The sequence below is a fragment of the Pseudomaricurvus hydrocarbonicus genome (assembly GCF_011602365.1).
GTDB classification, from domain to species: domain Bacteria; phylum Pseudomonadota; class Gammaproteobacteria; order Pseudomonadales; family Cellvibrionaceae; genus Pseudomaricurvus; species Pseudomaricurvus hydrocarbonicus.
The window spans coordinates 84,974-103,608 of sequence record NZ_JAAONZ010000011.1 but is presented as its reverse complement, the minus strand read 5'-3'; the positions used below and the strand labels follow the sequence as shown (position 1 = coordinate 103,608).

Sequence of the window (18,635 nt, the reverse complement as noted above, 5' to 3'; positions counted from 1 at the left end):
AAATCAGGATATGGTTATGCCTACTTTTACAGAAATACCCAGTCGGGGAGACTTTAAGTTTCAAACATTGGTTGCTCCTCAAAAAGTCAGTGGTGAAAAAATTGCTGACATGCGTGATCACTACGGTCTGAAGTTTACCAAGCATATGCCCTTTGGGACTTTGCGAGACGATGAAGGGCACATGTATTCATTGGCGCGGGCGCTCAATTCTCCTGGAAGTACACCAAACCCTACCAAGTTTTTATTTCTCTCTACTCGTGTTGATGGTGAAACTTTACGCTTTGATTCTGACAATATGGAGCCCAGAGCGACGACCATGTTTCCCGAGAGCTGGATGGATGGTGATGCCGTACACTGGTCAAGCCTGGACGGCGAAGAAGGTCAGCCTTGGGACCTTTCTGCATCTGGAGACTCATTTACCTGGCGTGAAGAAGGCTTGTTGGACTTGACGGGTAGCTTGCTGGGCAACGGAACGCAATTCTATATCCCAGGCGAAGAGTGGGGAACTTTTTATGTGTCGCAGCTCTATGACGTTTGTGGGTCATTAAACGGGCGCCCTGTTAAAGGTGTCATATGTCTGGATCAGGTCTGGCTTCCAGAAGGTGGAGCTATTCACTATTCCAAAGACATCGTCGTCGAAAATAAGATGCATGTTCTTTGGTGGACTTTTGCCACTGTTTACAAAGACGGTAGCTGGGATATTGGCTCCTTTATGTTGGGCCATGACAATTTAGGGTACGGCATTTTCCAAAATAGTGAAGGTGAGCTTTATTGCACCACAGATATTGAAGGTGAAGCCGTCCACAAACCCGGTAGTTATTTTCTGGAAAAAGCCCACATTATTCTGGATGGTAAAGAGACTTGGGAATTTTTATCTGACCCCCGTGGAGATATGGTCGATTTTGTAGGAGGATTCCCCATCACTGCTCAACAAGAGGGGCGCTGGCGTAAAGTTGGCGACACTCGGGAGCCGGATCACTGGATTGCTTGGGGTGAGTCGGATCGCCGCAATGGCAGTGCTCGAAATGTTCGCGGAGCAGACCTTTAAGACTGCTTAAAGCAGATTATCATACTACTCAAAAGGGGTATGTCAGATGACCAACACTGACCAGACAAGCATAGAGCATTTTATGCATACACAGGTTCATTGCTGGAACAGCGGAGATAAAGATGGTTTTTTTGCCGCCTATAAAAGTATCGCGCCAGAAGTGTTGACGATTGAATATGTGGGAACACCTTCGGGCGATGGCTGGACAATATTGGACGGCATGTGGGCCCAACAACAACCTAAAATTACCATTGAAGAAGTAGCTTTGATTGTGGTGGGGAAAGAGGCTGTTGCGCACAATCGCAATAATATAAAAGGTACTAATATGGCAATTGAAACCATAGAGCATTATCGTTTTGACGCTGATGGTTCTGTGCATGTACGTTATTTTATTAAACAGCCTTCGCAATCCTGATTAATAGCATACAAATATGCCCAGAATTACTCCCGTTAATATCGAAGATTTACCTTTAGCTTTAGGAGCCGGGATTGCCCATGCCCGGAACTCTGGTGTATTGAGTACCCCGGTGCCTGTGCAGGTATGGGCACATCGCCCCCCCTTGGCTCAGGCGTGGCTGGCAACCCTACAAACATTTCATGACCACGCCTTGTTGTCGGAGCGTGAGCGGGAATTAATACGCCTCAAAATAGCCTCTGTGACCCAGTGTCAAGCGTGCCAACTGGCACGCAAGTCTGAGACTATAAGCGAGGAAGACATTGCCTGTCTGTCAACGGATGATGCACGATTTACAACACGAGAAAGCGCTGCGTTAGACTTTGCTGGCAAGTTTGCAGGGGATTATATGGCTATTGATGATGTGAGTTACATTCAGCTTCAGAATCATTTTTCTACGGCTGAAATTGTAGAGTTGAATATGTATTGTGCCTTGATGTTGGCTGGAGGGCGTATGACCTATGTTCAGGAGGCCTATGAATAAGAATCAGTGCAGGCGCAAGGGTTCGTGTCATTTCGTTAATTGTGATTTTTCGCAAACTGGTTATTCATAGTGATGTCTGATTCAAAGGTGTCACGCCATTTGGCTGTTACCATGTTGGCCTTGGTGAGTTGCCAGTTGGGGCTACATGCTTGTATGTCGGGAATGCGAGTAGGTATCCCACTGCTGGCGCTAAGCGAAAACTACTCCAAATTGAGCCTGGGTTTTGTCGTTGCCAGCTTCGCCATCCTACCTGCGATACTTGCACTCAAATTTGGTCGAATGACAGACCGCCTTGGTTATCATCTGCCTTCTTTTCTTTCCGCTACAATGGCTCTGACAGGGACTTTGTTATTGGTTTTATCCCAAGATTTATGGGCTATGATCATAGCCGCTTCTTTCTGTGGAGCCGGTTCCGGTTTCGGCATGATCGCGATTCAGCGTACGGCCAGTCGTCTGACATCTTCAAGTGCCGAGCGAGTCCGTGTTTTCAGTTGGGTGGCGTTGGCACCGGCTTTGGGAGGGTTGCTGGGTCCGCTATTAGCCGGGAGTATTATAGATCACTGGGGATTTAGGGCTGCATTTCTGTCGCTGGCTGCATTTCCCGTGATGTCGATCTTATGTGCAGCATTTGTCCCCCGTGAAGCAATAGCTCATCCCATCAAGGGCACAAAAACGGTACCTGAATCGTCGCTTGAATTACTGCGTGACTTACCGTTGCGACGAATATTGCTGATTAACTTGGTTGTTGTAGCAAGTTGGGATGCCCATGGCTTTGCTTTACCAATATTGGGGCACGAGCGCCACTTTAGTGCTACTGCTATTGGGGCTGTATTTGCAGCTTATTCCAGCGCGACATTACTGGTTCGGTTGATTTTACCCTTTGTTAGTCAATATTTGCCTAAACGTTATTTACTGATCGGATCATTAAGCATAGTGGGAGGGATATTTTCGTTATACCCGTTCTTGCCATCAGTGTGGATGTTGATGATTGGCGCGGCTATTTTTGGTTGTGTGCTGGGTGTGGTGACTCCTATTATCATGACATTTTTGCATGAAAGTGCGCCGCCACACCGACAGGGAGAAGTGCTGGCTTTGCGCTCGATGCTGAATCAAACATCCTTGACTGTGCTGCCTCTTTTGTACGGCGTCGTTGGCGGTCTCAGTGGGGCTGCTACGATGTTTTGGGTAATGTCAGCAGCTTTGTTTATGGCGGCATGGCAGTCTCGTTACTTTAGTTATCAAGTGGCTGAACCTCAACATAAAACGGCGTCGGTCAACTGAGTGGTTCGCTATTATATTGCGATAAAAAATAATCTTTGGAGCTATAATCATGAAAGAAGAAAGCAATAAGAACCTGGAATCAGCATTCGCTGATGTTGCAGGGCACTACAGTGGTAGTGATGTCGATTTGTATGATATTTATAAGACCATGCGTAAATCCTCTCCTATTATTGAAGAAGATTTTATGAGTAAGTTAGGCGTTCCTAATATTGCAGGGCATGATGCAAGCCGGAAAACATTTACCGTTTTCAATTATAAAGATGTCCTGACTGTCATGCGCGATGCGGAATGTTTTACCAGTGGTTTTATTGCTGAAGGATTGGGTGCGTTTTTTGATGGCTTAATTTTGACTGGGATGGATGGAGAGCAACATAAAAAAATGCGGGCCTTGTTGCAGCCGATTTTTATGCCCAAAGTCGTTAATTCCTGGCGTAATACCAAAATGGATCCGATTGTCAGGAAGGAGTTTTTGGAGCCATTGATCCGCAATAAAAAAGCAGACCTGATGGATTTTGGTTTGTATTTTCCTATTCGTTTGATATATGCGTTGATTGGATTTCCTGATAATGAGCCTGAAAAAATCAGACAGTATGCAGCCTGGGCATTGGCGATATTAGCTGGCCCACAGATAAATCCTGACAAGGCCCACGAAGCAAGAGTGGCAGCAATGAAAGCTGCAGAATCCTTGTACCACGCAGTAAAAGAGGGTGTTGTTAAAGTACGTTCTGAAGGTGGAAAAGGAAACGATCTGATTAGTCGGTTAATCCATGCCGAATTTGAAGGGCGGTCACTTGATGATCACGAAATTGCGACGTTTGTTCGCTCTTTATTACCTGCGGCTGCTGAGACAACAACTCGTACATTTGGCAGCTTAATGGTGCTATTACTGGAGCGGCCGGAATTGTTAAAACGGGTTCGTGATGACCGTTCCCTTGTGAGTGCGGCCATTGACGAAACTGTTCGTTACGAGCCAGTTGCGACCTTCAAAGTTCGCCAAGCCTCTCGTGACGTGGAATTGTCCGGAGTTAATATTCCCTGCGGGGCTATGGTTCAGTGTATTGTGTCTTCGGCCAACCGGGATGAAGCTGCTTTTGAAAATGCAGATCAGTTTGATATTGACCGAAAGTCCAAACCGTCTTTCGGATTTGGCTTTGGATCGCATATGTGTATTGGCCAGTTTATCGCCAAAACCGAACTCTCTGTTGCTTTGAATGCTGTGCTGGATCTATTCCCGAATATTCGTTTTGACCCTGAGCAACCCAAGCCAGTGATTAAAGGCGCGCAGTTGCGTGGGCCTCATACTTTACCTGTAGTGTGGGATTGATTTTTAATTGATGATAAGAACACATAAGTGTAATGGTTACATAGCTTGTGTGTTCAAGTCATTCAAGTTTATGCAGGATTACCATCTTGCTGGCTGCGACAGGCACTGATCAGAAATTCGCGAAATATATTAGAGGCATGGCTGTTTTTATCCTGGGACTGCCAGATGAGACCTACTTCCATTGGTGGTAGCGGATCCAGTACTGGTATAGCTTCAATGCGTTTGCCTTCCAAAGACCAGTGTCGATATACCATGTCCGATAAGATTGTGACACCAAATCCATGTGCAATCAGGCCTCGTAATGCCTCCATTGAACTGGTGCGAAAAGCAATGTCGGGCTGAAGATTGTTCGAGCGCCAGTAACGTTCGGTTGAATCCTCACCCTCATCAACCGTAATTTGAATATAAGGATACTGACTGATGTTGGCCAGAGTGGTGCTACCCTTTTCAAGTAATGGGTGAGCCGCTGATGTCCACAACTGACGGGTAGAGCGTACCAGCAATGCGTGATCAAATTCTTGGCGATTAGGCATGTTGGATAGTAGAACAACGCCTACATCAATGATTCCTGTACGGACACCGTTTTCGATATCTTCACGATTCATATCCAGTAGGTCGATAATCACATTGGGGTGACGGGCTCGAAATCGGCCTAGTAAGGAGGGTAAGAAATACCCTAAGAGTGTGTATGATGCAGCTATTCGAACAGTCCCCGTTAAGTCTTTGGATACAATATCGGGTTCACTGACGGCATCTTCAAGGCTATCCAAGACATGGCGTATGCGCTGATAAAAGCGGGATCCTTCGGCGGTGAGGCTAACACCATGAGGTTGGCGTTGAAACAAGGTGGTTTTTAATGTGGACTCAAGCTGTAGAATCGCGGTTGTAATAGTGGATTGTGATACGTGTACCTGGTTTGCTGCCAATGACAGGCGACCAGATTCTGCTGCTGCTGCAAAATAACGTAATTGTCTTAGGGAAATATTTTGCAGGCTCAAGTGGGCACCGTCAATTCGAGATCTATCTTCCTGTCAGGCAGACATATTTACAGTCTGCCTGACAGGAGGGTAATTATAAGAAATAAATTATCAAGTCGTCTTGAAAAATTCAGGGTAAAGAGAGCCTGGTGATTGTACGCTGGGGCCTACAATAGGTCCGACAATCTCATGTCCCCAAGTACTCATTTTTTCGGGGTTCAATTCAAAGGGATCGCCTTGCCAAGGCTCGAGCTCTGTGATGGTTTCAAAGGCAAAGCCCGATGGATTAAAATGGTAGAATGACATGTGAGGGTCTTGAGTGTGCTGTCCCAGTGTCATCATCAAGGGTAATTCTCTTTGACGTACAATGTCATAGGTTTCACCAACATCACGGACTGACTGGACAAATAGGCCCACATGCTGAATCCCCATTTTTCCCGGAGCGACTCCATAAGCGATGTCGTGGCTGGTTTGGTGGTTAAGCTTTGAGCGCCAGAATCCTGTTCGTCCTTTACCGGCACCCCAGCCATACCAAACAAAACCCATTATGTTGACGAGAAAGTTTTCAAGTTCGGGGGAGGGTTCTGGCATCATTAATACCACATGCCCTGTGCCTCTATCATCGCAAATAAACCCGCCGTGAGGGCGGCCCGGATAAAATGAACGCGGCGTCCATTTTTGGGCATAAAACAGCTCGTGCTGATAACCAACGGGGTCGCGAAAGCGGATGAGTTCTTTTACGCCGCGTTTTTCACACAATTCTTCATCACCAACGGTTATTTCGATATCATTCTTTTTAAAGGTTTCGACCGCCGCAATAAAATCCAGACGATTTCTGGCCTCCCAGCCAATGTAACTGATACGATCAATAGTGCCAGGGTGGATGGCAATTCGGTGACGGCGATCGTCCATCTTGAAGTAAAGAGATTCGGTGTCAGTGGCGGGGCTATCACCTAGCTGAAATCCCATGACTTTTGTGCCGTAATCTCTCCATTCCTCGATTTTACTGCTTTCAAACCCTAGATAGCCGATACCAATGATATTCATAAACCTAACTCCACTGTTATTTTTTACGCGCTTAGTTTGATAGGGGGTGAATTCAAGTGGCAAGCATGCCGCCATCAATCACAATATCCGAACCGGTAATAAATGAGCCTGCATCGGAGGCTAAAAATAAAGCCATTCCAATAATGTCTTCTGGTTCTCCAGGTCGATTGAGAAGTACACCGTCCAGCAGTTTTTGTTTTATTTGGGGGTTGTCAATAAAGCTGGCTGTGCCGGGAGTTTTAATAAATCCAGGACTGATACTGACGGCTCTTATTCCTACACCGGCACCTTCCGCAGCCAATTGTCGAGTGAGCGCTACCACAGCCCCTTTGGTGGCGGAGTGTGCGGTTTTTCCGGCGGTGGTAGAGCCACACCAGGCTGCTGTTGACCCCATGTTGATGACAACACCGTCGCCCTTAAGGTGAGGCCAGGCAAATTTGGTTGTAAAGAACACCAGGTCTAGTTCATTGCGTGTGGTGAAATACCAATCTTCGACACTGAGATCTTCGATGGGGGCAAAACGAGCTGCAGATGCGTTATTAAATAAAATATGAACTTGACCAAATTGAGAAGCGGCGGTTGTCACCCATGCTTTGGCTTGAGAAGGATCGCTAAGGTCGATATTTCCAGAGCCATGGAGCTCATATCCATGTGCTTCCATTAACTTTCGAGTTTGCTCTTGTGCTTCATTGTTAATATCGCAGCCAATCACGGTGGCGCCTTGCTCGGCAAAACGTAGTGCCGCTTCACGCCCCAAACCACCACCTGTACCAGTGATTAATGCAATTTTACCTTTAAGATTTATCATTCTTGAGTAATCCCTAATGAGATACCAAGTCTTAGTCGTTACTTACCGAGCCCAAGGCCTGTGATAGTCAATATTCTGACGATTAGGCTTCAATAGCGGTAACAGTGATTACTTGGGCTGGGCATGATTCTGCGCCCTCAATAGCTTCTTCAATAAGGTCGTCAGGAACGATATCGGACTCCAGAAAAACAATGCCGTTTGAATCCAACTTGTAAATTTGTGGACAAATAGCCGCACAAAGGCCATATCCGCAGCAGCTTGGAATATCAACTTCAACTTTATAGGTTTTTTTAGACATAACAGTGGTTGAACTCATGTGTTGAACCTCTAGCAAAAGGAGGTGAGTAATTTTTTACATTATTGTTGATTTAGTTTATTTATATTACACACATTTAAGAAAAGTGTCACTATAAATGGGTGTCAGCTACTCTTGGAGAGGTTGTTCAGGTCTAGTACTTTTCTCTTTCACTGAAGGGGCGGGATGGTCTCCGCGCTGACAACCGTGCTACCAAATTGTGAGGAGCAGTTTAACAGCATAGTTACTGATTTGAAGGTGCGGTGGATGGTTAGGGTTTTACCTGGGGTCAAGCGAGACACTAAAAAATAGACAGGCGAAATAACTCTTTGAGCTAAAACGTAACAACTGTAAATAGGGTAGTGCTCATGTCAAAATCAATGTTAACTGGCTCGTTTGCAAAGCGGTGGCTGGTGAGCAGTATCGCTGCTGTTACTACTATATCTGTAGCTGCTGACTCTTTAGCTTCTAATTCTTCAAACCCGGGAACATTTGTTCTTGAGGAAATTATCGTAAATGCCCGCCTTGTAGAAGAGAGTATTCAGTCGGTTCCTGTAACCGTCACTGCGTTTGATTCGGATGCGTTGCGTGAAGCCACCATCAGTAGTACGACCGAACTGCAACAGGCGGTTCCAGGTATTCTCCGCAGTGGTTAAGCAAGATAGTGTCGTGGAAGAGTTATCACTAAATGCTAATTATTGCGACACGGCAGATGCCGATAAGGGAGGTGCCTATATACCGGCATATTCTTTGACCAATTTACGCGCAAATTTATATAATGTTGCAAGAAGTGATTTTGATCTGGCTTTCTATGTCAATAACGTGTTTGACAAGGGATATGCTCTTTCATCTTGCATTAGTAGTCGCAGTTTGGGTTTCGACTCTCTAGTCTATGGAGCACCTCGCTTGTGGGGAAAAGAAGCACGGTACAACTTAAATATAGACCGTTGATCTTATTGAAAAAGCCGCCATCTGGTTTCAGAGGCGGTTTTATCGCAGTACTTTTCAGCTCAGCCGGAGCGCCGTATTCAGGCCTTCATTGACATTGGTTTTGGGGGCTTGGCAATGCATATTCATGCCGATGTTCTGGATTGAATGTTGGCAAGTGTGAGTATCTACTGCGGAGCTTCAATCGTGTTAAAAAACAACGGTGACCGCAGTCAGATACAACAGTACCCGGATATAACAAATGCCTGTGACATACCCCACGGGTATTTGTTCTGACAGGGTTCGTGTCAATAAGGTTAACGGTTAATCTTCTCCGACAAACGGGGCAGTATGTTCCCAGCGTTCTTTCACAGCAGAACCTCGGGCTTTGCCTGTGCCAGCTCCCTGTTCTTCGTCCTCCGGGTGAATAAAAGTCGGACCATTGGGCAGTTCACGCAGAGCCAGTTTGACAATAGCTTCGGCAGGGTAAACACCGGGAATAGTGTCACTGTCACAACCTTCAATCCCTGCGCGCTGCATTTCTTTACGAAGGGTTGGGGTGTCTACCACTTGTATTAGAAAGTTCAGTACGTCTATGCCCTGATCTTTTAACTCCATCCAGAGAGACTCGCCGAAATTCAGCATAAAGCCTTTAGTTGCGGTATACATGGCAAACTTTTTATTACCGCCGAGCCCTGCGTGTGAACCCATTAATAAAATACCACCTTTACCGCGTTCACGAAGTTGTTGACCGATGCTGTAAGTCAGCGTCATTAGTGCATTGGCGCCCAAATTCAGCAAGTCTTGCCAGGTTTGCAAAGGGGCGTTCAAAAACTTACTGGGATAAGCCGGAGCGCCGGCATTAAAGACCATCAGTCCCAAGTCGAGATCGACCAGGCTGTCTTGCACGTGATGGACTCCCGCCTCTGTAGATAAGTCAGCGGTGATAACCCGCGCTTCAACCCGATACCGGGTTTTCAGTTCTTTTTTTAGGGCCAGCAGCGCGGGCGCGCTGCGGGCCACCAGTGCACAATTAAGGCCCTGAGCCGCCAGCTGGCGTGCACTTTCAGCGCCGGTGCCATGAGATGCGCCGATAATAACAGCCCATGGGCCGTACTTGTCCTGAAAATCAGCCATTCGTACAGGGGAGGAAGCAGAATCTGACATCATATTATTCTCTTGTTGATGGGGGATTGCCGATTAATCTTTAACCAAGAGCAGGCTGCCGGCCAAGGGGCCCCCACCAGAGGCCGCAACGGCGACTTGGTGGGGGTTGATCTGGCGTTCACCAGCGCGTCCCCACAGCTGTGTACAGGCCTCGTGAACATAGCCCAGTCCGTGGGTGCGGCCACCGGATAATTGCCCGCCATTGGTGTTGATGGGGAGTTCGCCGTCCCGGGCTATGCGCTGGCCGCCTTCAATAAAATTACCCGCCTCGCCAGGCGGGCATAGACCTAAAGCTTCAAGCCAAATCAAGGTGAAAATCGAAAAACCGTCGTAGAGCTGAGCGTTGCCAACATCAGACGGTTTGTAATCGGTACGCGCCCACATCATTTTGGCCGCATCTATCGCGGCCATACCGGTGAGGTTGATCTGATCCCAGCTCCAGGGTTGGTGAAGAGCTGAGCCTATAGCCTCAATGCGGATAGGCTGATTGGGCCCATCTTTTGCCAGATCACTGCGGGACAGAATAATCGCGGTTGACGCGTCACAGTGTACATCGCAGTCAAATAATCGCAGTGGCGAGGAAATCATGCGTGATGACATGTATTCATCCATGCTCAGCGGCGTGCGAAATACAGCATTGGGATTAACTTGAGCGTTCGCTCGGCAGGTAAGTGCAATCTGCGCCAGTTGTTCTTCTTTGGTGCCATACTCAAACATATGCCGTTGGGCGTACATGGCTGCGAGGTTAATAGCGGACATAACATCGAAGGGTGTATACCACTGCCAGAAAAAGCTGGTATCGCGGCCAATGGTCTTGTTGTTTAACGCCGAGGCGGTTTTATCGGTCTGGCGCTTGGTGGATTCGGTAATAGTCCTGAACACCAATACGTGGTTGCAAAAGCCGGCTGCAATGGCCATTGCGCCGTTGATAATGCCAGCCAGTGGTCCAGGGCCTTCGTAACCACCGCCAAACCAGTTGACTTTAAGTCCCAGTGTCGAAATCAGGGCATTGGGCCCAACCGGAGAAAAGGCATCGCCATTGTTGTTGTCTCCGGGCCAGCAGGCGACACCGTCAATATCGTCTTTGCTCAAGCCTGCGTCGGCAATTGCCTGCAGGCAAGCGTCCGTAGTGAGTTTCATCGCCGACAAAGGTGATGGGCGGCCTACCTCGGACATGCCAATACCGCTTATAGCGACGTCTTTTTCGAGAATGCGATCAAACATCTTGGCGTACCTCAAATAATGGAATCCATACATCTTCGATGGCTTCAAAACGCACTTGAACACTTTGTCCGATACGAATGTCGCTGGGTGCTGTGCCGGTAATGTTGCTGACAAGCCGCAGCCCTAGCTGCTCTTCCAGCTCAATCATGGCAACAATGTAAGGAACCTTGAGGTTTGGGTTCCATTGTTGATGGTTAATCGTAAACGTCGCAATTGTGCCGCGTCCGGAAACTGCCTTTGGGCCGACGCCGTCATTACCGCAAGTAGGGCAAATTGGGCCAGGAGGATGAAAATAGCGCTGACACTGGGTGCAAAAATGGATCAGAAGCTGACCTTTGGCTCCCCCTTGCCAGAAGGAGCGGCTATCTTGGGTCAGTGCAGGTAGTTTACGGCTCATAGCAAATTCTTATTGTTTAGGAGTGTATTTGACTGGGGGTAAATAATCTTCCTAGCCATTTTGTAGACAGAATACCCAATTCTGTTTACGATTTTCCACTAATAAAAGTATAAATAGATGGACTCGAAGTAAAGTCACTAGGCGTATTTAAGTGTATTCATAGGTTCTGGTGACAGACCCAAAAAAATGAGTCCGTGAAGGAGAGTTGTCGTGCGATTAGTCAGTTATCAGAATCAACAGGGTGAGTGCCGGTCAGGTGCTTTTATTGAGCAAGATGAAGCCATCGTTGATTTTCAGCTGGCCAGCCGGGAGGTTTTTCATACCGAAAAACCTGCCTTTCAGAGTGTTCAATCTTTGCTGGAATCTGGCCTTGACGGGTTGACTGCTGCCCGTGAGTTGATCGCTGTCGCCCCTGCGGCTGCTGTCGTTAGACGCGATCAGGTGCGCCTGTTGGCACCAATTCAACCACCTCCGCAAATGCGTGATTGTTCCTGTTTCGAGTTGCATCTTCAGCAGTGTTACGCTGCCGCAAGGCGAGCCCGAGTTGCTCGCGAGCCGAATCCGGAAGAGGCGCTGAAAAACATCGATACCACTGATGATGATCTTGTCATCGAAACATTCAGGCGCCAACCTATTTATTACAAATGCAATCGGTTTGCGGTTATTGGTACCGATGAGGATGTGATTTGGCCGTCTTTCAGCAAAGCAATGGATTTTGAGTTGGAATTTGCCTGCTACATCGGCAGGCGAGGGAAAAATATTTCTCGCGAGAATGCTCGTGATTATATCGCCGGATTTACTATTTTTAATGATATGACGGCTCGTGACGAGCAGGGCAGGGAAATGCCGGGTCGACTCGGGCCGGCTAAAGGTAAGGATTTTGATACCGGTAATGTCATGGGACCCTGTCTGGTGACCCTGGATGAAATTGAAGATCCTTACAATCTGACCATGATTGCCAGAGTTAATGGCGAAGAGTGGGGAAGAGGTAATACACGCGATATGTTCTGGAAGTTTGAAGATGTTATCGCGCACATCTCTCGTGAGGAAACCCTACACGTCGGTGAAGTTTTGGGATCGGGCACGGTTGGCAACGGCTGTGGTCTGGAACAATTACGTTACCTGAAACCTAACGATGTCGTTGAACTTGAAATTGAACAGATTGGAGTTTTGAAAACTCGAATTGTGAAGCCGTAATTTTGGCCCTTATAAAAAGTAGTGAATTATTGTTGTGTGATTGATGTTTCTTCTGTTTGATCAATTGGCAGATTGATTACAGAGCAATTTTCACTAGCCACACTAGGAGTAAAGGTATGAAACCTAAGTCACATAATCTATTAGCTGATGGTACTTCCATCAGTGATCTGATTGATATCGAGATGCGGGAAGTAAAATTGCGTACTTTATCAGATCAGCAGCTCTATGATCTGGAGCAACAACGAATTTTTGGTAAGACCTGGTTGATGCTTGGCCATGAATCAGAGATTCCAAATGAGGGTGATTTTGTACAGCGCTTCATGGGAGAAGATTCTGTTATCGTCTCGCGCCATAAAGGGGAGATATATGTATCGCTGAACGTATGTCCGCACCGGGGTATGAAAATTACTACTCACGATGCAGGTAATGCCAAAGTTCACAAGTGTATTTATCATGGCTGGGCATTCCGTCCTAATGGCCAGTTCTTAGCATCACCCGTTGCTGATCAGTGCATGCATGGAACCATTCGTGATAAGGAAGACCTGGGATTGCAGCAGGCTCGTGTCACTCTTTACGGCGGCTTAATTTTCGCTACCTGGAATATTGACGGACCATCCTTTGATGAATTTTTAGGCGATGCCAAGTGGTACTATGACATGCTTTTTTGCCGTTCCGACAAGGGTATGGAAGTTGCGGGCCCACCGCAGCGTTTTATCATTCGCGCCAACTGGAAAGCTGCTGGTGAGCAATCGGCAGCTGACGGTTTCCATACTTTGACTTTACACCGCTGGCTGGGAGAAGTGGGAAACTACAAGAAAGGTGAAGAAGAAGGTGAAGGCGGTGATCTGACTCCGGAAATGTTTGGTGCCGAAGTGAGCTCTCCTCACGGTCACGCCTTGCGCTGTATTGATTTGGGGCGAAAAATTCGTCGCCTTACCGGCAAAAACCCTGACGAGTTGAGCACTGAAGAAAAACTGAAGGTATTGCCGCCTCCTGGCATGAACCCAGAAATGGTGGAGCAGCTTAAGAAAAATTTGTCGCCAGAGCAGCTGCAAGTTATGGCGTGGATGCCTCCACAAGTCGGTGGTATGTTCCCTAACGTGCTGTTTGGTTTTGTGTATATTCCTCAGGCGGATGGCTCAGTGGTGGGTTCAATGACCTTACACACCTATGTTCCAAAAGGGCCGGATAAACTGGAATTTACCAACTGGATTTTTGTAGAGAAAGATACCCCGCCTGAACTGCGGGAAAAAATGGTGATGCAAACGATACAGCTGTTTGGTACCTCGGGCATGGTTGAGCAGGATGACTCTGACACTTGGCCGCATATGACGTTGACTGCCAAGGGGGCGCAGGGTCGCCACAGTACCTTGAAGTATCAGGCGATTTACGAAACAGACAAGCCTGATGGCTGGCCCGGTCCGGGCATTGTCAACGAAGGCTTTACCAAAGATGACACTCAGTGGCACTGGTGGTTGTATTGGTATGAATTGATGACGGCTGAACAGTAACACATCCGCTTAGCCGAATAAAAATCACAGGAGTTAATCATGACCTCGTCAGAGAACGTAAATTTTTTTGATCAATGTAGTTCCCCAGTGGGGATAGGAAGCGAGCTGTACAACCTGGTATTGGGGTTTTATTACAGCGAAGCGCAGTTACTGGATAACCTGCGCTTTAAAGAGTGGGGCGATACCCTGGCTGAAGATCTGAAATATTCAGTACCTTTGCGTCAAACTCGCCTGGTAAAGGAGCAAGAGTCTTCCGTTATTCACAGTATGCGGCACATGTACGATGATTATCGTTCAATAATGGGTCGAGTAATGCGCTTAAGCGGTGAGAGTGCCTGGGCTGAAGATCCAGCATCCAGGGTGCGTCGCTTTGTGAGTAACGTTCAGGTATACGCTACCACGAAGCCTGATGAGCTTTGCGTAGTCAGCTATCTGTTGATCACTCGTAATCGTTTCGATGACGATCATTTTGATCTGATACCGTGTGAGCGCCGAGATTTGCTGCGTGTGAGTGGCGATAGTTTTAAGCTGGCGAATCGGGAAGTCATTCTCGATCAGGTTTTGCTGGGCACACCTAATCTGGCCATTTTTCTTTGATCGTATAGCACTGCCACTATGTGGCAGTGCTTTTTATACTAGATTGTGGATTGGTGTAACCATTCTTGGTCGGTGGCGCAAAGGTCTGTTTCGCGTTCGCTAAAATCCAGTGTCGAGCCGATCACTCGTTTGGCGTCAAAAGCTCGTTCTGGCTGTTGAACATAACAGCGTCCCCAGTCATGAGCGTGGGTTTCAAGATCGAGATTGCGAAGTCTGCCGAGAGAAATCAAGGTACAACGACGTAAAACCATTGCCGCTTCGGCCGTTTCACTGTCCAGATTGGCAATAGCCCAGGAGGACATGCCTTGGCCCAAAGGTCTTTCACAAAAGGGGGCGGGACTCTTAATAATATTGTCCTGAACATCCCAGTGTAAAATCTCTGTGCCATTGCGCCAGAGTCGAGGCTGAGTAAACCCCAACTTGTGTCTGGGCACTTCTGCAGCGTAGTGTTGGGATTTAAGGCCGCGGGCGGCCGTCGCGAGAGCCAGACCTGCGAGGTCTAATTGATGGGTGCATTGCAATCGGGCATCGGTAGCCCGAGTAATGTCATGAGCCGTTTGTAAGATGGGCGTCTGGCAAATTTTAGTAATCTCAGCAACTGAGTCCTTGCACAGCGTATAAGGTGTACGCAAGGCTTCGGCGTGTGCTTCAGTGATTCGCTGGTTGTGCAGGTTCAAGCGTACCCGGAAGTGGTGGTAGTCATCTTCAAGTGCGGCTCTTACCTCACCTGAATCCGTGTCACCATGGACCATAATATTGATTACGCGTCTGAAAAAGGGCATGTAGGTTATCCGTCTATTGTCTATCTAATAAATACAGTAATACAAAAAATGTCCAATAAATACAAGAAGTGAGGTTGGTATGGGGCTTTTAAGCAATAAGGTCGCACTGATTACCGGTGGCGGTGGCGGCATTGGTCGTGGTGTTGCTCGCCGATTTGCCCGCGAAGGCGCTTGCGTTGTCATTGCCGAGATTGATGTGGCTTCTGGTCAGCAGACCGCCAGTGAGTTGGAGGCTCTGGGGGGTAAAGGCTTATTTGTCCACACAGACATCCTCCAAAAAAACTCTGTACTGGCTGCCATCGATGCAGCGGTTAGCCATTTTGGCGGTTTGGACATTCTTGTGAATAACGCTTTCGTGCCGACACCTAATGTACGGCTAGAAGACAAAACTGACGACATGCTCGACCAGACTTTGACCTCGACAATCCGTGCCAGTTGGTGGGCCATGCGTGCTGCGCTGCCGCACATGCGCCAGCGGGGGGGCGGTAAAATTATCAATTTCTTCTCAATCGATGTGGATATAGGTGCTTGGCTGCATGCTGATTACAACACGGCCAAGGCCGGTATTGTTGGATTGACCCGCAGTGCAGCGTCGGAGTGGGGGCGTTTCAATATCACTGTCAATGCTATTGCGCCAACCGCTATGGGAGCCACGTTTCACAAGTTGGCAGCTGAAAATCCGGGGTTCGCGGAGCGCTCTGCGGCGATGCGACCACTTGGGCGTTGCGGTGATCCGGAAGAAGACATCGGTCCCGCTGTTGTGTTTTTGGCCAGCGAGTTATCGCGGTATGTGACCGGTGAAACCCTGCATGTGGACGGCGGCTTGCATTTACCAGGCTATAACTCGAGGCCGGCGGACGTCCCGGTTAGAGAGTAATAAAGTCTAAACAAATGCGTTGTCTAAACCGAATTTGATTTCTTTACAAGAGCTTTAGCTAATTGTGTTTGACACGGGGTTTACTGCTACCTCAAAAACAAGTTAGACACAAATTGTAAAACTGTTTATATTAAGGCCTGTGGTTCATTAACGTTGATGGGCAATTGCTGGCCTGTCAAAACAAAATAACAAATGTTGTGTTGCGCTTTCGGTCAGTAGTTATCAATAGTGATTACAGGTCGGCCTACTCTACTAGAGGAATTTCTAATGCTTATCGATCTCCATGCTCATGCCCCTCATCCGGATTATTACAATCAGCATCCCTACTGGGGGCCTGCCTTTGAATTACAGAATGACGGCGATATCAAATTGCGTGTTGGTGACTGGGTATTGACACTTGGTGCGCCTGAACGTAAAGCCGCTCTGCGTAAAGCCCATGCTGAAGGGAAAACCCTGGATGTGCAGGAATACATGGAGAAGTGGCGTGACCCCATGACTCGTGTAGCGGGTATGGACGCCGCTGGCCAGAACCTGCAGGTCGTGTCGGTTCCAAGTCACTGCTATATGTACTGGGCCGAGCCGGAATTTGGCGTGCCATTTGCGAGAAAAGTGAATGACGTACTCGCTGAGTACTGTGCGGGTGCACCTGACCGCCTGATGTTTTGGGCTCATGCCCCCCTGAATGTGCCTGAGGAAGCTGCCAAAGAGATTCGTCGTGCCTGTACTCAGTTGGGCGCTAAAGGGCTGGTTGCGGGTGGTTCCAATTTTGGCGGGTTGGAATTTGATTCGCCAGAGATGGACCCGGTTTGGGCGGCGCTGTGCGATCTGGATTTGCCGATGTTTGTGCACGGTTATAACCAGTCAGTGACCTGGGGTGATAAAGCCAACACAGATCGTTATGAAACAACGGCTATCGTTGGCATGAATTACGATGAAACTAAATGCCTGTGGTACATGATCAACGGGGGGGTATTTGACCGCTTCCCGAAACTAAAAGTGTATATCACTCATGGCGGTGGTTTTGTGCCGTACCAGTTGGGTCGCTTGGCCCAAACCAATCCAAACCTGGATACCTTTCACAATAAGAAGCCTTTCCTTGAGTACCTGCCAAACTTTTACTTTGATGTTGAGTTACATGAAGTTCCGATGCGTCAGGCTATGGTTGATATCATCGGTGCTGATCGGGTTCTTTATGGTTCCAACTTTGGTGGTAGTGATGCGGTTCGTCACGACTTGACAGAAGGCTTGCGTTTATCTGCTGAAGACCTTGACAAGATTCGTTGGAAAAATGCCTGTGATCTTCTGAAAATCGATCCAAGTAAAATTGGTGGACCGGGTACGGAAAAGAAGGGCGCGTAATTATGAAACTGGCCAGATGTGAATACGCCCAAAATAGTTTCTGGGCGTTACTAGACATTTCGGCTCAGACTGTGGCTCCTATTGCTGGTGATTTTAGTCAGTGGGGGCCGGCTCTGACCTGTGCGATCAATTCGGGTAACGCAGCGTCTGGACAGGCTGAGTTGCCGTTAACAGGTGAAACTTTGACACTGTCTGAAGTGAGATTGTTACCTCCGGTAGAGGCAATCAACCGGGTTGTTGTGGCTGGTGCAAACTATGCCAAGCATTTGGCCGCAGATTTTGGGCTTGCGGCACCATCACAGCCTATCGCTTTTCTGAAAGCTTATGGAGCTCTAATCGGTGCCAATGACCCTATTCGCTACCCACCTCTTACCGATGAACTGGATCATGAGGTAGAGCTGGTGGTAGCGCTGGGTTTAACCCCTGTTGACCCCTCGAATCCTTTGGATAGTGTTCTCGGCTATACCGTTGGCAACGATGTCAGCGCCCGTGATTTACAGCGCAGCGGCCCAAAAGGGGTTGGCATGGATCTGTTTGCCGCTAAAAGCCAGGACAAAACCACTGGTGTTGGCCCCTGGATTGTGACGCGTGACGAGTTTCCCGAGGGCAGCCCGAAGTTACAACTAAAGCTCAGCGTTGACGGCGATATTCGCCAGAATGGAACCACAGCGGATATGACTTGGGATGTTGGCCAATTGTTGAATTTTGTTGAGGCACGTTCCAGTTTCAGCGCTGGTGACATTATGTTTACCGGCTCACCAGACGGAGTGGGACAGGGAACCGGAAAATTTTTAAATCCTGGTGAAATCGTGGTAGCCAGTATCGAAGGTATTGGTAGTTTGTCTAATCGTGTCGGTGAAAAAATAGTCACAGGTTAAC

The 18,635-nt window shown here is 47.9% G+C and carries 21 protein-coding genes; 13 read left to right on the top strand and 8 right to left on the bottom strand.

Features of this window, described 5'->3' with window-relative positions:
- The first annotated feature begins 16 nt into the window (after positions 1–16).
- The 5 genes from G8770_RS14270 to G8770_RS14250 all read left to right on the top strand — a co-directional run bounded on the left by G8770_RS14270 (position 17) and on the right by G8770_RS14250 (position 4,591).
- On the top strand, positions 17–1,048 hold the full coding sequence (locus G8770_RS14270; RefSeq protein WP_167188013.1) for a hypothetical protein: 1,032 nt from the start codon (positions 17–19) through the stop codon (positions 1,046–1,048).
- A 46-nt stretch (positions 1,049–1,094) separates the two neighbouring features.
- Positions 1,095–1,463, top strand: coding sequence for a nuclear transport factor 2 family protein (locus tag G8770_RS14265; RefSeq protein WP_167188011.1), 369 nt, complete (start codon positions 1,095–1,097; stop codon positions 1,461–1,463).
- A 16-nt stretch (positions 1,464–1,479) separates the two neighbouring features.
- Entirely contained in the window at positions 1,480–1,986 is a 507-nt protein-coding gene (locus G8770_RS14260; RefSeq protein ID WP_167188009.1) for a carboxymuconolactone decarboxylase family protein, read from the top strand.
- A gap of 72 nt (positions 1,987–2,058) precedes the next feature.
- The gene (locus G8770_RS14255) at positions 2,059–3,267 is read left to right on the top strand and encodes an MFS transporter (RefSeq protein ID WP_167188007.1); all 1,209 of its coding nucleotides are present in this window, start codon (positions 2,059–2,061) and stop codon (positions 3,265–3,267) included.
- Positions 3,268–3,316: 49 nt separating this feature from the next.
- Entirely contained in the window at positions 3,317–4,591 is a 1,275-nt protein-coding gene (locus G8770_RS14250) for a cytochrome P450 (protein ID WP_167188005.1), read from the top strand.
- 68 nt (positions 4,592–4,659) lie between these two features.
- On the opposite strand, the gene G8770_RS14245 is transcribed toward G8770_RS14250, so the two are convergent.
- The 4 genes from G8770_RS14245 to G8770_RS14230 form a co-directional block, all read right to left on the bottom strand.
- Positions 4,660–5,589: a LysR family transcriptional regulator gene (locus G8770_RS14245; protein WP_167188003.1), complete on the bottom strand. Its 930-nt coding sequence runs from the start codon at positions 5,587–5,589 to the stop codon at positions 4,660–4,662.
- A 90-nt stretch (positions 5,590–5,679) separates the two neighbouring features.
- A complete protein-coding gene (locus G8770_RS14240; protein WP_167188001.1) occupies positions 5,680–6,615 on the bottom strand; it encodes a VOC family protein in 936 nt (311 codons plus the stop codon).
- 52 nt (positions 6,616–6,667) lie between these two features.
- Positions 6,668–7,423: an SDR family NAD(P)-dependent oxidoreductase gene (locus G8770_RS14235; protein ID WP_167187999.1), complete on the bottom strand. Its 756-nt coding sequence runs from the start codon at positions 7,421–7,423 to the stop codon at positions 6,668–6,670.
- Between the two features lie 82 nt (positions 7,424–7,505).
- A complete protein-coding gene (locus G8770_RS14230; protein WP_243760512.1) occupies positions 7,506–7,739 on the bottom strand; it encodes a ferredoxin in 234 nt (77 codons plus the stop codon).
- Positions 7,740–8,086: 347 nt separating this feature from the next.
- Here G8770_RS14230 and G8770_RS14225 point away from each other — a divergent pair, with 347 nt between their 5' ends.
- Both G8770_RS14225 and G8770_RS14220 read left to right on the top strand, forming a co-directional pair.
- Complete coding sequence (locus tag G8770_RS14225; RefSeq protein WP_167187997.1) at positions 8,087–8,374, top strand: hypothetical protein; 288 nt, start codon at positions 8,087–8,089, stop codon at positions 8,372–8,374.
- Positions 8,375–8,387: 13 nt separating this feature from the next.
- Entirely contained in the window at positions 8,388–8,669 is a 282-nt protein-coding gene (locus tag G8770_RS14220; RefSeq protein ID WP_167187995.1) for a TonB-dependent receptor, read from the top strand.
- Positions 8,670–8,969: 300 nt separating this feature from the next.
- Here the strand turns inward: G8770_RS14220 and G8770_RS14215 are convergent, their stop codons facing one another.
- Genes G8770_RS14215 through G8770_RS14205 form a run of 3 tightly spaced genes read right to left on the bottom strand, consistent with a single transcriptional unit; the run spans position 8,970 to position 11,433 of the window.
- Complete coding sequence (locus tag G8770_RS14215) at positions 8,970–9,815, bottom strand: SDR family NAD(P)-dependent oxidoreductase (RefSeq protein ID WP_208022272.1); 846 nt, start codon at positions 9,813–9,815, stop codon at positions 8,970–8,972.
- A gap of 30 nt (positions 9,816–9,845) precedes the next feature.
- On the bottom strand, positions 9,846–11,036 hold the full coding sequence (locus G8770_RS14210) for a thiolase family protein (protein WP_167187993.1): 1,191 nt from the start codon (positions 11,034–11,036) through the stop codon (positions 9,846–9,848).
- On the bottom strand, positions 11,029–11,433 hold the full coding sequence (locus G8770_RS14205; protein ID WP_167187991.1) for a Zn-ribbon domain-containing OB-fold protein: 405 nt from the start codon (positions 11,431–11,433) through the stop codon (positions 11,029–11,031). Before G8770_RS14205 ends, G8770_RS14210 begins: the two co-directional genes overlap by 8 nt.
- 210 nt (positions 11,434–11,643) lie before the next feature.
- On the opposite strand from G8770_RS14205, the gene G8770_RS14200 reads away from it, so the two are divergent.
- From G8770_RS14200 to G8770_RS14190, 3 genes are read left to right on the top strand one after another with little or no spacing between them, the layout of a single operon-like run.
- Positions 11,644–12,630, top strand: coding sequence for a fumarylacetoacetate hydrolase family protein (locus G8770_RS14200; protein WP_167187990.1), 987 nt, complete (start codon positions 11,644–11,646; stop codon positions 12,628–12,630).
- A 56-nt stretch (positions 12,631–12,686) separates the two neighbouring features.
- The gene (locus G8770_RS14195) at positions 12,687–14,141 is read left to right on the top strand and encodes an aromatic ring-hydroxylating dioxygenase subunit alpha (protein WP_243760510.1); all 1,455 of its coding nucleotides are present in this window, start codon (positions 12,687–12,689) and stop codon (positions 14,139–14,141) included.
- A gap of 39 nt (positions 14,142–14,180) precedes the next feature.
- On the top strand, positions 14,181–14,738 hold the full coding sequence (locus G8770_RS14190) for a 3-phenylpropionate/cinnamic acid dioxygenase subunit beta (protein WP_167187987.1): 558 nt from the start codon (positions 14,181–14,183) through the stop codon (positions 14,736–14,738).
- Positions 14,739–14,776: 38 nt separating this feature from the next.
- Here the strand turns inward: G8770_RS14190 and G8770_RS14185 are convergent, their stop codons facing one another.
- Positions 14,777–15,520 carry a DUF2889 domain-containing protein gene (locus G8770_RS14185; protein ID WP_167187984.1) on the bottom strand — a complete coding sequence of 248 codons (744 nt, stop codon included), beginning with the start codon at positions 15,518–15,520 and terminating at the stop codon, positions 14,777–14,779.
- A gap of 79 nt (positions 15,521–15,599) precedes the next feature.
- Here G8770_RS14185 and G8770_RS14180 point away from each other — a divergent pair, with 79 nt between their 5' ends.
- The 3 genes from G8770_RS14180 to G8770_RS14170 all read left to right on the top strand — a co-directional run bounded on the left by G8770_RS14180 (position 15,600) and on the right by G8770_RS14170 (position 18,634).
- Positions 15,600–16,397, top strand: coding sequence for an SDR family NAD(P)-dependent oxidoreductase (locus G8770_RS14180; protein ID WP_167187981.1), 798 nt, complete (start codon positions 15,600–15,602; stop codon positions 16,395–16,397).
- Positions 16,398–16,664: 267 nt separating this feature from the next.
- Positions 16,665–17,756, top strand: coding sequence for an amidohydrolase family protein (locus G8770_RS14175; RefSeq protein ID WP_167187978.1), 1,092 nt, complete (start codon positions 16,665–16,667; stop codon positions 17,754–17,756).
- Positions 17,757–17,758: 2 nt separating this feature from the next.
- Complete coding sequence (locus tag G8770_RS14170) at positions 17,759–18,634, top strand: fumarylacetoacetate hydrolase family protein (RefSeq protein WP_167187975.1); 876 nt, start codon at positions 17,759–17,761, stop codon at positions 18,632–18,634.
- Position 18,635: the final 1 nt, after the last annotated feature.